Origin of the sequence: Paenibacillus tengchongensis (genome assembly GCF_008973665.1) — a bacterium.
Lineage (GTDB): Bacteria > Bacillota > Bacilli > Paenibacillales > Paenibacillaceae > Paenibacillus_AQ > Paenibacillus_AQ tengchongensis.
Genome location: NZ_WACP01000016.1, coordinates 59,104 through 72,598, shown reverse-complemented (window position 1 = coordinate 72,598; position 13,495 = coordinate 59,104). Strand labels below are relative to the sequence as shown.

Genomic DNA, 13,495 nt, shown 5'->3' with positions numbered 1-13,495 from the left:
TACGTGGTCGACACGGACGAGGAACAAGCGGCCGTCCTACGCGTATACGGCGTGGTTACGATCGGCAAGCCATCCGGTCACGATCCGGTAGTCCGTTCCGCCGAAATGGTCGATAATGGCGATCGGCTTCATAGCGTCAGCCCCAATTCAAGCAGCGGCGCGGCAACGATGTCACGTACGATAAAGTCCAGTGCAGTCATACCGGCCCACCGCTCAATCAGCGCCGGGATCACAGCGGCAGTTACGTTACCCGCGAGGATAATGCCGGCGTCGTCGTTGCTGGCGGTGTAATAATCCGGATCGACTTCGCTGCGCCGGACCTCATGCGCCCATAGCAGTCCGTCCGAGACGAAGATCGCGCGGTCTTCTCCGATAAGGTAGGCGTCCAGCGTTTCGGACTGTGGCGGCTCGTCGTCCGCGTCGTAAATGAAGATTAGCGTTATCGGCTTCATGCTGCGCCCTCCTGACTGCGCCGGACCATCGCCGCTAAAAGGTCCGTGGCGGACATATCGGCAATCCGGTCGAAGATGGCAACGTCGTCGACAGGGAGTTGAAAGCCTACCGCGTCAATCCCGCCCTGTGATACGTACTCGCTACCGCGACGACTAACACGGCCGAGAACAACGGTCTTGTATTCTGCGTCAATATAAAACGCGTGATCGGCGTCGACCAGTACGCCAGGGTATTCGTCGCGGACGTAACCGTCAATTGGATCGTTAAGCTCGTTGACTACTGTGATCCGCCCGTCTTTCTCCTCAGCCGGCCGGATCTCAATGCGATGCGCCCAATATTCGTCGGCGCAGCCGCTACTGTCCGCGATTGCAACGCAGCCCTCCGATTCGCCTTCGTAAGTTCCCTCGCGCCACTCGCCCGGATTCTCGTAAAACGCGCTGCTCTTGCGCCACTCAATGCGCTGGCCGATCGTGAAAACTTCGCTCATAATACGAGTTCCTTTACTGCGATTGCTGCGAGGGCAACGGCAAGTTTGAGCGCGCCCCATACGGCGGCTTTGAGATTGGCGCGACGGTTACGGACGGCGGTGGGCGACAAGGCCGAAGAAGTATCTATGGTTGCGGGAATGATTACGATATAGCTGGGCATTTTTGAAACCTCCTGTTATTTTATACGTATATTCGTATATCCTGTTGCCCTTATACTATACGTATATTCGTATAATGTCAACAATCAATTTACGACGTGTTTTTCTTTGGGTATAATGGGTTCAAGGACGGTGAATACGTTGCGGAAAGTACGCGTTAAAGTGGAGGAAGTTCTTCGCGAAAGAGGAATCACACAAACCGAGTTGGCGGGAATGGCAAAGATGCGCCAGGCTTCTATAAGCGAGCTGTCCAACAATATGCGAAACAGCATCAATAGAGAGCACCTCGCAAAAATTGCTGATGCCCTTGAGATAGACGACATTTCTGAGTTGCTTGAAATCGTGAAGTAGTCATACATAAACGAAGAGGACCGCGCCGAATAATGGCCGGTCTTTTTACGTGGAATTGGCGGCAAATTAGCGCCTTACGCCCGTACCCTTACGCTAACCCTCGGAAGGGCCTAGCGAGGCGGATACGCGGCAGGATTCACTTGATGTTGCGGCCTGGATTGTTGCTCGCCCGGTCTCGGACCGGTACTTTCGTCGATACGCTTCTACACACAGATTTCGCCATGCGCAGGTATCCTAGCTACAAGGGTGGCTTGGCCCCTCCCTTGGTTGGACTTGCACCAACTAGATAATGCGTGCCTCTGGGCACGCAACGCAGAAAAAGCCGGTCGGCCCTAACGTGGGCTTTCCGGCTGTTTGCGTTAATTGAATATCGAACTAACTGGCGAAAATTTATCGTGCTGTTTCGATATGTCCGCCTGAAACATCTCCGTATATAACTGCGCCATGTGTAACGACTTATGCCCCATAATCCGCATAAGGCTAACCACGTCTCCACCGTTAAGCACGTAGTTCCTGGCGAATGTATAGCGCAGAGTATGGCATGACACGCGGACCCCTTTAATTCCGGCGATCTTACTGTAGTCCGATATGTCCTCTTGAATCGTGCGCCTTTTGAGCGGCTGGCCATCCACGTTCAAGAAGAAATTAGACGTTTCGCTTTCACCACGTAGTTCCATATATTCGCGCATATGAACCGCAAGTGAATCGCTAAACGGCACTAGCCTTTCTTTTCGCCCCTTTCCGAGTATTTTAATAACGCGTTCCTGCCAGTATATATCGTTATCTCCGAATGTCAGCGTTTCCTCTAACCGTATCCCGGTATCGAGAATCAAGAGCATGAACACGTAATTTCGATAGCCGACGGGCGTCGAACGGTTGGGCACGTTTATTAGCGCTTCCACTTGATCGCGACTTAGTGTTCGCAATACGCGTTTTTCTTCTGCGAGGTTATCGATCATCTCCATAGGATTTTTCGTCAAATAGCCGGCGCTGCATAGGAAATTGAACAAGGCCCGCAAGCTGCGTATGTATTTGTTGATCGTCGGTGCGCTGTTACCCTCGTCCAGTCTGGTCTGTATGAACTCTTGAATGTCCTCAACGATGATATCGTCAATTTTCCCGATACAGTTTTCGTCTAGAAAATCGCTGAACTTATTCAAAGCCTGGCTGTACGAATTTACCGTATTCCCAGTCAAGTTCTTGAGTTTCCGTGATTTAATAAACAGGGCGGCGGCCGCGTGCATGTCTGGCATTTCCTTTTTCTCTCGCGCCTCAATTATTAAACGCCGTTTCTCTTTGTAATCCATATGTGTAACCTCCCCATTGTGTCTCCGAAAGGCTACCACATATCTATAAATAGAAAAAGAGATTGATCCATGTATGTATTCGGCCAGAGTTTGATTATATATTCTTTCTGGCCGGGTATTCAGACAATGGGTTCTTGGCATTGAAAGAATTCCCTTTGAATAAATGTGGATATACAGCGTATAATTACGTACATACGTTCCCACTAACGGAGGTGTCTACGATGTCAGACGAAGAAAATACGTTATTACGCGATTACATACTATTCCCGCAACTCACGGCGTCCGTCCAACGCAGCCTCGACGATCTTGAGCGCAAGCCGAACGTACTCAACCGCATGTACGTCGCGTCCGGCACGTACTTACTGCGCAAGATCACGGAGGATTTACGCGAGAACCGCCTAGCGCTGAACCGCGCGGGCCTACGGATTACGCGGACCGCCGAGCTGAACGGTCTTATTCACGTTGAATTTACGCGGAAAGGCGGCGCAGGTCATCCGGAGACATACGCGGTGGCCCGCGATGTTCTACGTGATGAGAGGCGCGCACGGATGGCGCAGTATATTGCGGAGTTTGGCGTTGTGGTTAAAGAGACGGCCAATTCCGTCCACCAGCACAAATAAGCGCCAATTCCCCGGAAGGAACTGGCGCGAATCGTGGCGAATATTAACGTAGCATATAACGAAAGGACTGCGCTATGACACGTTTTATGAAGCCGCTGGTATCGAACGTTCAACTGTATACGGCGCAGATGGAGCGCCTGCCGATCGTCATATTTGTCGGTAATGAACTCGTGGGCAGCGGAGTTATCGAAGGCATTTCGGACATAGCGGTTAAGGTGCGGGGAAAGTATCACCTACGCGCTATGTGTACGTTTAAGTACGCGAGTTAATAGGTGCGGAGTATGGCGGGCCGATCGAGAAGTATACGCCGATTAGTGTGAAGGTGGCCGGCGCGTACTATATGCGTGAAGTTTACGTTATTACTGCATAGGGAGGTGGGCTAATGGCAGGCCAGAATTTACGGGAAGCTATCGAAAAAATGTCTGAGAACGACGTAAAAGACACTCTCTACCGGCTTTTTTGCGAAGATTGAGCGCATCGGAAGTAATCATTATACCAAAGAAGATACGTACCGAGATATCAAAAAATTATACATAGAGAAAATTGCAGGACCACGTATATTCAGAGACTAAACGACATAGAACGCCTTCTTGTGCGCAGGGGGAGGCCTGAACTGTGCTACAATAATAAAGATAGAGTGGTGAAGGATTACTTATATCCTAAAAAGGGGATGGGTATATGTCAAAGAAGTTACAGGTTTTTATTTCCTCAACGTTTACTGATCTGCAGGAAGAGAGACAAGCAGCAGTTGAGGCTGTTCTTAAGTCCGGTCATATTCCCGCAGGAATGGAACTATTTCGTTCCGGCGATCAGTCTCAAAAGGATACAATAACAAAATGGATCGAAGAATCCGATGTGTACCTACTGATTTTAGGAGGCCGGTACGGTTCTATTGAGGAAACTACCGGAAAAAGCTATACGCATTGGGAGTACGACTTGGCTGGAGAATTAAATAAACCTAGATTTGCAGTCGTAATTTCCTCTGATTCCCTTCAAAAGAAAGTTAAAAAAGCCGGAAAATCAGTTATTGAAATCGAAAATGCTTCAAAATATGAAAATTTCAAGTCAAATGTACTATCTAAAGTATCTCAATTTTTCGAGGATACTAAGGACATACAGATAGCAATAATGCAGACTCTGAATGAGCTTACCAAAGATAAAAACCTCTATGGTTGGGTATCAGGTAAGGCAGTTCAAAGTAGTGAGGAATACGCTACATTAATGTTGAGTTATAAAAAAGAGATCGATAAGCTCACCAGTGAGAACGAGAAACTAAAGCATTTACTCCAAGAAACAGTGCACAAAGATCGTCAAATACAAACTGATCCTCCAGAGATAACAGATAGGCTAGAAAAAGTATTAGAGTTGCTGGGTGCCTCATTTATCAGCTCTTATAGAGGAATTGGCTGGGAAATAACTTCAGAAGAAAGTGATGGAGAAAGTGAAGAAGAAGACGGAAGTGATTCTTCTATGATAAACCTTCAATACCCACCCTCAAGTTATTCACCGTACTATATATTTACTCCAAATAAACAGTTTTATCAAAAATTACTCATTGTAAAAGAAATTACACTAGAAGAGTTCAATGAAACCTTGTCTGAGATACGTGTTTTAATTCACAGTTATAAGCATGCAGAAGGAGTTCCGGTCCACTTTGTAATCGCCATTCCTGGAGATCACGGTGACTTGCAAGATATTTCAGATAAATTTCTAATGCGAGCTGTGAAGCTTGAACAAATCACCTCTGAAGTTGAGCTAAAAATTGAAATCTGGGATGAAAATGTAATATCGTATTTCGAAGATAATCTAGGGTTAACAGTTAGTTTTTAATTAGTCGCATTAAAAGATTGATTCAATTGGAAATGTTTAGAGCAGTATGAGTCGTGTTCTACAGCTATGTGCATGTCTCTTATGTGAAAAGAAATAGGACAAGCTGTCTGCATAAAACTGCTTGTCCTATTTCTTTTAATTATTTCGTTTCTTTATGAACCGGCTTAGCGGCGAGTTTTCATCGTGGCTCTTACGTACATCTTGCGTATCCATCTGTATGTAGCGCCGCATCGTGCGAATATCAGACCATCCGCCCATTTTCTGCAAAGTAAACGGATCGGCTCCGTTAAGAATCATTCCGCGTGCCCAAGTATGCCGGTAGACGTGTGCGGTCATCTTCTTACCGGATATGCCCGCCTTTTCTCCGTAATACTTGAGGCGCTTCGTATAGTTATTCGCGGCCAACGGCTCTCCGAACGATGACATGAATATGCGGTCCGTCGTGAAGAACTGGCGGTTCTCTTCGATAAGCTGTAGCAGTAGTTTTGCAGAGTGCCCGGATATAGGAACCATTCTCGGTTTTCTGTTCTTGTTCATCTCAGCCGGCAAAACGATGAAGCGCGTCTGAAAGTCGATATAGGACACCCGTAAATTCAACATTTCAGAGATGCGAAGGCCGGAATCCAGCATCAAAATAATGCCCACAAAATCCCGAAACCCCACGAAATCCCTTCGGTCCGGTTGCGCTAGTATCGCCTTTACCTCTTCGTCTGTCAAGCAGTTCGTAAGATCGACATCTTGACGCAGCAGCTTCACTTTAGCTAACGGATTATCGTCGATAAGGTCATCGCGTTCGAGTTGATTAAAAATCGCCTTCAACGTGCGCAGCCGGATATTAACCGTCGTGTCCGCTAGACCTATCCGCTGATTTCCCACGTTAATATTCTTGTGTCCCTCATAGCGCTGCTGATCGTATTTCATATACGAGACATGATCCCGGATAATTCCCGGCGACAGATCGCTTACGTTCACTATTTCCGGGTGCTTATCTCGCAGCCAATTCATAAAGTACCCGTAATGCTTCTCGTAATCTTTCAGCGTTCGACCGCGTAGCCCCTCCGCCTTCTTAGCGGCAGTCGCGAATACAATCGCCTGCTCCAGCGATATGTCCGGCTTACCCTGTAGTGTGCGCGCCCCGTTCGGAACCTTACGCGTTTTCTTATTCAGCGCCAACAAAAACGACCTCCAATACGTAATAGTCATCGTGACTATAGCGCAGTAGAGGCCGTAATCCACAACCCTGAAACGCGTATTCTAGGGTTGTTAACGTTCCGTATCCGGGGTTGTTAACGCTCAATTTCACCGTGTAATCCGCAATCCCAAACGGCCGTTAGCGGGTAGCTGGCGTATCGGCTTCCGTTCAGATCAACGGAGGAAAAACCGCGATATATCGCCTCTTAGCAAGGCTCCGCGCTTGGATTCCCCGCTTCTTCCTTCGTACGGAACGACGACCCGCATCCACATGTTACTGTTGCATTCGGATTATGGATGGTGAACCCGCCCGTCATGCCGGATTCTTCGAAGTCGATCTCCAGTCCGTTCAGGTAACGGATATCGTCCTTGGTTACAACCACCTTCACACCCTGCACATCCATGTACACATCCTGCTCGGTTTCGTTGTCGTCAAAGCCCATGGCGTACGAGAAGCCGCTGCAGCCGCCCGCCGTTACACCCAGACGCAAGAACATATTGGGAACTTCCTGCTGCGCCAGCATTTCTTTAATTTGCTCCGCTGCTGTTTCGGTAATATTAATCATGAGAATACCTCCTCGAAATAAGTGGTGGGACCTTGTCAACAAAACAAAGGGATTTTATACCTCTAAATTTAGCCGCTAGGCTAATTTTAGCGGATTAGTGGTTTCCTGCCTCTAATTTAACAAAGTTGCGACCATCCAGCCGTTTCTGTGAAATTAGGAGGAGTTATTACCACTATATTCATAAACCGAAAAGAACATAAGAACTAGAGGGAGTTTTTCCCGCTAATTGGCTATGGCTGTTTCTGCAACTGTATCCCCGAAGCCACTCCGCTGCAGCTACCGGCAGCCGTTCGACTCCAGTGTGCCATACAACTGCCCTTCAGGATAAAAGTTACCTTCTATATAAAATTAAGCCGTATAGCATTAAGTATACTCCACTCTTCCGCCGCCCTCAAGTCATAACTGCACCGTCCGGCAAGAGGTCATGCCAATTTTCCTCTTCCTGTTAACCCTCCGGCGGCGGTTGCTCACCTGTGACGGGAGGGTTATAATATAGGATGCGACAGAGGTAAAAATTCGGAAAATTGTCACGGAGGCTCCTGCCGCCCTAATTATTTTATACTGACGGCGGCGATTGTTGCCGGAACATTCTCGCGGGTGCTATTGCCTCGCTAACCCCCAGGAGGAATTTCTATGTCTACACTCATCACGCCCCACACCGATACCAGAATGGCGAGTATTATTGAGAAGGTTCGCGGCGGCGAACGGTTAAATCTAGAGGACGGCGTTTATTTATATGAGAGCAACGATCTGCTGACCATCGGCCAGCTGGCCGATGAGGTGAACCGGCGCAAGAACGGCGATAAGGTGTATTTTATTGAGAATATGAGCTTGTACTTCACCAATGTATGCGAATCCCGCTGCGCATTCTGCAATTTCCGCAAGGATGCCGGGGAAGAAGGCGCCTATACGCTTTCCGGCCAGGAAATGGTCGATTATGTGAAGCAGCATATTCATCCGGGCGTACGCGAGTTCCATATCGTCGGCGGCCATAATGATAAGGTGCCCTTTCAATATTATGTTGATTCCCTGAGAGCGCTAAACGAAGCTTTCCCTGAAGTGACGCTGAAGGCGTATACAGCAGCTGAGATTGACTTCTTCACCCGGATCAGCGGGCTCAGTATCCGCGAAGTGCTGGAAGCGCTGCGCGCGGCGGGACTCCAGAGCCTGACCGGCGGCGGGGCAGAAATCCTGTCCGACCATTACCGCAAAAAAATGCATGTCGACAAAGCCGGCGTCGCCGAATATTTGGAGGTGCACCGGGTCGCCCACCAGCTCGGGATGAAGACTCATACCACCATGCTGTACGGCTCGATTGAATCGCGTGAGGACCGGGTCCGCCATATGCTGCAAATCCGCGACCTGCAGGACGAGACCGGCGGCTTCATGGTGTTCATTCCGCTGTCGATGCAGCCGAAGAACAAGAACGCGGGCATTATGCGCCGCAACTCCGCTTTTGAAGATCTGAAGACCATAGCGGTCAGCCGCCTGATGCTGGATAACTTCGATCACATTAAAGCATATTTCATCAATATCGGCCCCCAGCTGACCCAGGTGGCGCTTAGCTTCGGCGCATCCGATGTGCACGGAACCATCCTCAAGGAGCGGATCAGCCACGCGGCCGGAGCGCTCACACCGGAAGGACTCACCCGCGATGAGCTGATCTGGCTGGTCAAGGGCGCCGGTAAAATACCGGTTGAACGCGATACTTTCTATAACGAGATTAAAGTTTACGAATAGCCAGCTCGCCTGTTCCTAAAGCCATAATCGGAAAGGAAGATCGGTCTTATGAGAACATTGCTCGTGCTCGGCGGCGGCTACGGCGGCCTTGCCCTTATTCAGAAATTGCTGGATAGCCATCTCCCCCATGATGTGGAAATTGTATTAGTTGACCGGATGCCGTTCCAGGGCATCAAGACGGAGTATTACGCACTGGCCGCCGGGACGGCGGCGGAACATGAACTGCGCATCTCCTTCCCTTCCCATCCCCGGCTCCGCGTCCTCTACGGCGAAGTCGGAGCCATTGACCTGGAGGGCCGGCTGGTCCTGCTGACCTCGGGCGAACCAGTGCCTTATGATATGCTGGCCATTGCCCTCGGCTGCACGGACAACTACCACAGCATCCCCGGTGCCGAGCTGTACACATGCAGCATCCAGAGCATGGCCAGCACGCGGGAAACCTACCGCCGGCTGAACGACGTGAAGCCGTACGGGACGGTCAATATCGTCGGTGGCGGGCTGAGCGGCGTGGAAATCGCCGCCGAGCTGCGGGAAAGCCGCCCTGATCTGAACATCACCATTCTCGACCGGGGAGAACGCGTATTGTCCGCGTTTCCGGCCAAGCTGTCCCGGTATGTCGAAGAATGGTTCAGCGAACATCATGTGCAGACGGTAGGGCATGTGTCCGTTTCCCATGTGGAGCCGGATGCAGTGTTCAACGGCAACGAGGCGGTTCCCGGCGATGTGACGGTATGGACGGCCGGTATTCAGCCGGTGAAGGCCGTGCAGCAGCTGGAGCTGCCGAAGGACCGCGGCGGCCGGCTAATCGTCGGCCAGTATTACAATCTGCCCGATTATCCCGAAGTTTATGTTATCGGGGACTGTGCCAGCCTTCCCTTTGCGCCGAGCGCCCAAGCGGCGGAAGCTCAGGGGGAGCAGGTGGCGCATATTTTGAAAGCGCTTTGGCGCGGGGAGACGCCGCGGCTTCATGCCATCAAGCTGAAGGGGACGCTCGGCTCGCTCGGCAAGAATTCTGGCTTTGGCTTAATGGGCAAGCGGACAGTGATGGGCCGTGTCCCCCGGTTACTGAAGAGCGGCGTGCTGTGGATGTCTAAGCGGCATTACGGGTAAAAAAATTCCCCACAAAGTGAAGTCTATACGCTGAAGCTGACTCAGGTACTTTGCGGGGACCCCGACCATCAGCCCCACAAAGTGAGGCCAATACGCTGAAGCTGACTCAGGTACTTGCGGGGACCCCAAACAGACAGAAGGCGCCGCAACGGCTGTTAAGCCATTGCGGCGCCTTCTGCTGTCTAATCGATCTCGAGGCTGTCCCAAGCCTCCTGCTCCTTGATATAGGCGGCAATCGCTTCCTCCAGCTCTTCCGGAGTCTCGGCGGCAATGATCTCGCCGTCCACCATGGCGAACGGCCGCAAATAGCACTCGCCGCAATTATTCAGACAGCCGTATTCTACGACATCATATTCCGGGTTCTGCTCCAGCTTCTCTTTGAGCTGCAGCGTGCCGGAGCCCAGATTGCTGGCACAAAATTCAATGATTGGTCTCATAATGATCTCCCCATATTGGTGTGAACCATTTTATTTTTTAGCTTTTTGTACTATAATAAACGTACGAAAGGAGTGAATGAGAAATGAGTGAGAATACACAAAGCGCAACCATGTACGATGAAGTACTGGAAGTTCTTGATAAACTTCGTCCGTTCCTGCAACGCGACGGCGGCGACGTAGAACTCGTCGATGTAGAAGACGGTATCGTTAAGCTGAAACTGATGGGTGCCTGCGGCAGCTGCCCAAGCTCCACCATCACGCTGAAGGCCGGTATCGAGCGCGCCCTTTTCGAAGAAGTGGAAGGCGTGGAAGAAGTCGTTCAAGTATTCTAATTTCTTAAACATATCCCGGCCTTCTGGTTCCAGAAGAGCCGGGATTTTTCTTTTATTTCTCCTGTTCGCGGGCCCCCGCAAAGGTTCCGGATTAAGCTTCGGAAGCATCTGCTTCACTTTGTGGGGATGAACTTTGCCGGGATTATTTCAGTATAGTGATTTACCTGAGCCAAGGCAACCCGCAGCGGTTATCTGCGGACGCAAATAAAAAGGGCGCTGAAGAACCGGACGGCTCTTCAACACCCTTTTTTCGATTTATGCGCTCCTGGCGGTTTAGAACGCCGGAACTACTGCACCTTCGTATTGCTCTTCGATGAAGGCTTTCGCTTCCGGCGAAGTCAGCGCAGCGGCCAGCTTCTGGATGGCATCCGAGTCCTTGTTGTCCGGACGGGCAACCAGGATGTTGGCGTAAGGGGAATCCCCGCCTTCAATAAACAGCGCATCCTTAGTTGGAACAAGGTCTGCTTCCAGCGCGAAGTTGGTGTTGATCAGCGCCAGATCCACTTCATCCAGTTGACGCGGCAGCATGGCGGCATCCAGCTCGATAATTTCCAGGTTCTTCGGATTCTCCGTAATGTCGGCTTTGGTCGTAGCGATGTTCGTATCATCCTTCAGGGTGATCAGGCCGTTCTTGGCCAGCAGGATCAGCGCGCGTCCGCCGTTAGTGGCATCATTCGGAATGGCAACCTTTGCACCGTCAGCCAGTTCATCGATGGATTTAATCTTCTTGGAGTAAGCACCGAACGGTTCAACGTGAACAGCGACTACTGCCTGCAGGTCTGTTCCGTTGTTCTTGTTCTGGTCGTCCAGGTAAGGCTGATGCTGGAAGAAGTTCGCGTCGAGCTGCTTCTCGGCCAGCTGTACGTTCGGCTGTACATAATCGCTGAATTCCTTGATTTCAAGCGTAATGCCCTGGGCTTCAAGCAGCGGAGCGATCGCTTTGAGGATTTCGGCATGCGGCACCGGAGAAGCGCCTACCACCAGGGTGACCGGATCGGCAGCCGGTTCAGTCGTCGGCTCAGCGGATGCTTCCGTGGTTGGGGCATTGGTGGCCGCAGAGTTTGTGGCATTGCCGGCATTATTGTTGTTTCCGCAAGCAGCCAGCACCATCACCAGCGTCAGGCTAAACAGCGTAAGCAGAACTTTTTTCAATTGTAACTCCCCCTCTAATCATTATGTTTGTATGAATAAGGCTCTATAATACCTTATTTCCGGGTAAAAAATTTCACCAGCCGGTCGCCGGCGATCTGCAGCAGCTGCACCAGCACCACCATGAAGATGACCGAAATGATCATTACTTCCTTCTCATAACGGTAGTAGCCGTAACGGATGGCCAAGTCGCCCAATCCGCCGCCGCCGACCATACCAGACATGGCTGTATACGAGACCAGGGTAACCAGCGTAATCGTAATTCCGGCAAGCAGGCCTGGACGGGCCTCGGGCAGAAGGACACGCATTACAATCTGCAGTGTCGATGCTCCCATTCCTTGCGCCGCTTCAATCACGCCCCGGTCCACCTCGCGCAGCGAGGTTTCCACCAGCCGGGCGAAGAACGGTGCCGCTCCGATGACCAGCGCGGGAATCGTACCCAGTACACCGATGGCTGTACCGACAATCGCCTTGCTGACCGGGATCAGCGCCACCATCAGAATGATGAACGGTACAGACCGTAAAATGTTGACGACAAACGATAATACCGAGTAAACAACCCTGATAAACATGTTATTTGATCTGCCACTTAAATATAACACAATTCCGAGTGGTAAACCAAGAATAATTGTGAATATTCCTGAATAAAGTAACATTTTTAACGTAGCAATCGTGGCATCCTGCATTTCCTGCCAGTCGATGGCACTGAAATCAAGTCCGCTCATCGGGTCAGCACCTCCACATCGAGCCCCTGTGCAGTCAATTCGGCAATCGTGGAGTCAACGGCAGCAGCTTCTCCCTCGAAACGGACGACAAGCTGGCCGTAAGGCACATCTTTAATCGTTGAAATCGTTCCCTGCAGGATGGCGAAGTTAACGCCCGTACCCCGGGCTACATGGGAAAGCGTGGACTCATACGTCTTCTCGCCGAGGAACGTGATCTTCACCGCTTTGCCAAGCTCGCCCGAAGCGAGCGCCGCCTGCAGCGGACTGTCCTGCTGGGTTTCACTGCGGATGAACTCTTTGGTGACTTCATGCTGCGGCTTCAGGAAGACTTTGGCCACCTCGCCCTGCTCCACAATGCCTCCGCCGTGAATGACCGCCACCCGGTCGCAAATGCTTTGAATCACATGCATTTCATGGGTAATCAGCACGATTGTCAGGTTCAATTTGCGATTGATATCCAGCAGCAGCCGCAGAATGGAGTCCGTCGTCTGCGGGTCCAGTGCCGAGGTCGCCTCGTCGCAGAGCAGTACATGCGGATTGCTCGCCAGGGCGCGGGCAATGCCGACCCGCTGCTTCTGACCGCCGGACAGCTGCGCCGGATATTTGTTCCGGTGTTCTTCCAGCCCGACCAGGCTTAAGAGCTCCCGCACCTTGTCTTCAATTTGCGCCTTTGTCAGCTTCATCAGCCGCAGCGGAAAGGCAATATTGTCATAGACCGTAGCGGACGACAGCAGATTGAAGTGCTGATAGATCATGCCGATCTTGCGGCGCTGCTCCTGCAGCTGGGAACGGCTAAGCCGGGTAAGGTCCACACCGTCCACCCACACTTCTCCGTCCGTCGGCCGCTCCAGCAGGTTAATGCAGCGGATCAGCGTACTTTTGCCCGCACCGGAATGGCCGATGACGCCAAAGATTTCCCCTTTGCGGATCGACAGGTCCAGATTGGACAGCGCCGTAGCCGCCTTCCGGCCCTTTCCGTAAACCTTGGTAATTCCTTTTAATTCAATCAACCCGGTTGTCCCTCCCCTTACACCATAC

General features: G+C 51.1%; 17 protein-coding genes. 7 read left to right on the top strand and 10 right to left on the bottom strand.

Annotated features, from left to right (window positions below; genetic code table 11):
* Positions 1 to 128: 128 nt before the first annotated feature.
* Genes F1381_RS23195 through F1381_RS28460 form a run of 3 tightly spaced genes read right to left on the bottom strand, consistent with a single transcriptional unit; the run spans position 129 to position 1,101 of the window.
* The gene (locus tag F1381_RS23195) at positions 129 to 452 is read right to left on the bottom strand and encodes a hypothetical protein (RefSeq protein ID WP_151737217.1); all 324 of its coding nucleotides are present in this window, start codon (positions 450 to 452) and stop codon (positions 129 to 131) included.
* Positions 449 to 940: a hypothetical protein gene (locus tag F1381_RS23190; protein ID WP_151737216.1), complete on the bottom strand. Its 492-nt coding sequence runs from the start codon at positions 938 to 940 to the stop codon at positions 449 to 451. Before F1381_RS23190 ends, F1381_RS23195 begins: the two co-directional genes overlap by 4 nt.
* On the bottom strand, positions 937 to 1,101 hold the full coding sequence (locus F1381_RS28460; protein ID WP_187355534.1) for a hypothetical protein: 165 nt from the start codon (positions 1,099 to 1,101) through the stop codon (positions 937 to 939). Before F1381_RS28460 ends, F1381_RS23190 begins: the two co-directional genes overlap by 4 nt.
* A 139-nt stretch (positions 1,102 to 1,240) precedes the next feature.
* Here F1381_RS28460 and F1381_RS23185 point away from each other — a divergent pair, with 139 nt between their 5' ends.
* Positions 1,241 to 1,450, top strand: coding sequence for a helix-turn-helix domain-containing protein (locus F1381_RS23185; protein ID WP_222850478.1), 210 nt, complete (start codon positions 1,241 to 1,243; stop codon positions 1,448 to 1,450).
* Positions 1,451 to 1,809: 359 nt separating this feature from the next.
* On the opposite strand, the gene F1381_RS23180 is transcribed toward F1381_RS23185, so the two are convergent.
* Positions 1,810 to 2,757, bottom strand: a complete 948-nt coding sequence (locus F1381_RS23180) for a tyrosine-type recombinase/integrase (RefSeq protein ID WP_187355533.1) — start codon at positions 2,755 to 2,757, stop codon at positions 1,810 to 1,812.
* A gap of 221 nt (positions 2,758 to 2,978) precedes the next feature.
* Here F1381_RS23180 and F1381_RS23175 point away from each other — a divergent pair, with 221 nt between their 5' ends.
* From F1381_RS23175 to F1381_RS23165, 3 genes are all read left to right on the top strand, one after another.
* On the top strand, positions 2,979 to 3,377 hold the full coding sequence (locus tag F1381_RS23175) for a YhjD family protein (RefSeq protein WP_151737214.1): 399 nt from the start codon (positions 2,979 to 2,981) through the stop codon (positions 3,375 to 3,377).
* Positions 3,378 to 3,451: 74 nt separating this feature from the next.
* Positions 3,452 to 3,646 (top strand): hypothetical protein, encoded by a 195-nt coding sequence (locus F1381_RS23170; protein WP_246188165.1) that lies wholly within the window; start codon positions 3,452 to 3,454, stop codon positions 3,644 to 3,646.
* A gap of 409 nt (positions 3,647 to 4,055) precedes the next feature.
* Positions 4,056 to 5,207 carry a DUF4062 domain-containing protein gene (locus F1381_RS23165; protein WP_151737213.1) on the top strand — a complete coding sequence of 384 codons (1,152 nt, stop codon included), beginning with the start codon at positions 4,056 to 4,058 and terminating at the stop codon, positions 5,205 to 5,207.
* A 135-nt stretch (positions 5,208 to 5,342) separates the two neighbouring features.
* Here the strand turns inward: F1381_RS23165 and F1381_RS23160 are convergent, their stop codons facing one another.
* Positions 5,343 to 6,380, bottom strand: a complete 1,038-nt coding sequence (locus F1381_RS23160) for a tyrosine-type recombinase/integrase (protein ID WP_151737212.1) — start codon at positions 6,378 to 6,380, stop codon at positions 5,343 to 5,345.
* Positions 6,381 to 6,604: 224 nt separating this feature from the next.
* Positions 6,605 to 6,964, bottom strand: a complete 360-nt coding sequence (locus F1381_RS23155; protein ID WP_151737211.1) for a HesB/IscA family protein — start codon at positions 6,962 to 6,964, stop codon at positions 6,605 to 6,607.
* Between the two features lie 633 nt (positions 6,965 to 7,597).
* On the opposite strand from F1381_RS23155, the gene mqnE reads away from it, so the two are divergent.
* Positions 7,598 to 8,704: an aminofutalosine synthase MqnE gene (mqnE, locus tag F1381_RS23150; RefSeq protein ID WP_151737210.1), complete on the top strand. Its 1,107-nt coding sequence runs from the start codon at positions 7,598 to 7,600 to the stop codon at positions 8,702 to 8,704.
* Positions 8,705 to 8,752: 48 nt separating this feature from the next.
* Complete coding sequence (locus tag F1381_RS23145; protein ID WP_151737209.1) at positions 8,753 to 9,814, top strand: NAD(P)/FAD-dependent oxidoreductase; 1,062 nt, start codon at positions 8,753 to 8,755, stop codon at positions 9,812 to 9,814.
* Between the two features lie 182 nt (positions 9,815 to 9,996).
* Here F1381_RS23145 and F1381_RS23140 read toward each other — a convergent pair whose 3' ends face one another.
* Entirely contained in the window at positions 9,997 to 10,251 is a 255-nt protein-coding gene (locus F1381_RS23140; protein ID WP_151737208.1) for a YuzB family protein, read from the bottom strand.
* Between the two features lie 83 nt (positions 10,252 to 10,334).
* Here F1381_RS23140 and F1381_RS23135 point away from each other — a divergent pair, with 83 nt between their 5' ends.
* On the top strand, positions 10,335 to 10,583 hold the full coding sequence (locus tag F1381_RS23135; protein ID WP_151737207.1) for a NifU family protein: 249 nt from the start codon (positions 10,335 to 10,337) through the stop codon (positions 10,581 to 10,583).
* 273 nt (positions 10,584 to 10,856) lie between these two features.
* Here F1381_RS23135 and F1381_RS23130 read toward each other — a convergent pair whose 3' ends face one another.
* Genes F1381_RS23130 through F1381_RS23120 form a run of 3 tightly spaced genes read right to left on the bottom strand, consistent with a single transcriptional unit; the run spans position 10,857 to position 13,467 of the window.
* The gene (locus tag F1381_RS23130; RefSeq protein ID WP_151737206.1) at positions 10,857 to 11,735 is read right to left on the bottom strand and encodes a MetQ/NlpA family ABC transporter substrate-binding protein; all 879 of its coding nucleotides are present in this window, start codon (positions 11,733 to 11,735) and stop codon (positions 10,857 to 10,859) included.
* A 53-nt stretch (positions 11,736 to 11,788) separates the two neighbouring features.
* Complete coding sequence (locus tag F1381_RS23125) at positions 11,789 to 12,457, bottom strand: methionine ABC transporter permease (protein WP_151737205.1); 669 nt, start codon at positions 12,455 to 12,457, stop codon at positions 11,789 to 11,791.
* Positions 12,454 to 13,467, bottom strand: a complete 1,014-nt coding sequence (locus F1381_RS23120) for a methionine ABC transporter ATP-binding protein (RefSeq protein WP_151737204.1) — start codon at positions 13,465 to 13,467, stop codon at positions 12,454 to 12,456. Before F1381_RS23120 ends, F1381_RS23125 begins: the two co-directional genes overlap by 4 nt.
* Between the last annotated feature and the right edge of the window lie 28 nt (positions 13,468 to 13,495).

Coding starts and splice junctions, on each gene's coding strand:
- F1381_RS23195 (WP_151737217.1), bottom strand. CDS start 452: ATGAAGCCGATAACGCTAATCTTCATTTACGACGCGGACGACGAGCCG.
- F1381_RS23190 (WP_151737216.1), bottom strand. CDS start 940: ATGAGCGAAGTTTTCACGATCGGCCAGCGCATTGAGTGGCGCAAGAGC.
- F1381_RS28460 (WP_187355534.1), bottom strand. CDS start 1,101: ATGCCCAGCTATATCGTAATCATTCCCGCAACCATAGATACTTCTTCG.
- F1381_RS23180 (WP_187355533.1), bottom strand. CDS start 2,757: ATGGATTACAAAGAGAAACGGCGTTTAATAATTGAGGCGCGAGAGAAA.
- F1381_RS23175 (WP_151737214.1), top strand. CDS start 2,979: ATGTCAGACGAAGAAAATACGTTATTACGCGATTACATACTATTCCCG.
- F1381_RS23170 (WP_246188165.1), top strand. CDS start 3,452: ATGACACGTTTTATGAAGCCGCTGGTATCGAACGTTCAACTGTATACG.
- F1381_RS23165 (WP_151737213.1), top strand. CDS start 4,056: ATGTCAAAGAAGTTACAGGTTTTTATTTCCTCAACGTTTACTGATCTG.
- F1381_RS23155 (WP_151737211.1), bottom strand. CDS start 6,964: ATGATTAATATTACCGAAACAGCAGCGGAGCAAATTAAAGAAATGCTG.
- mqnE (WP_151737210.1), top strand. CDS start 7,598: ATGTCTACACTCATCACGCCCCACACCGATACCAGAATGGCGAGTATT.
- F1381_RS23145 (WP_151737209.1), top strand. CDS start 8,753: ATGAGAACATTGCTCGTGCTCGGCGGCGGCTACGGCGGCCTTGCCCTT.
- F1381_RS23140 (WP_151737208.1), bottom strand. CDS start 10,251: ATGAGACCAATCATTGAATTTTGTGCCAGCAATCTGGGCTCCGGCACG.
- F1381_RS23135 (WP_151737207.1), top strand. CDS start 10,335: ATGAGTGAGAATACACAAAGCGCAACCATGTACGATGAAGTACTGGAA.
- F1381_RS23125 (WP_151737205.1), bottom strand. CDS start 12,457: ATGAGCGGACTTGATTTCAGTGCCATCGACTGGCAGGAAATGCAGGAT.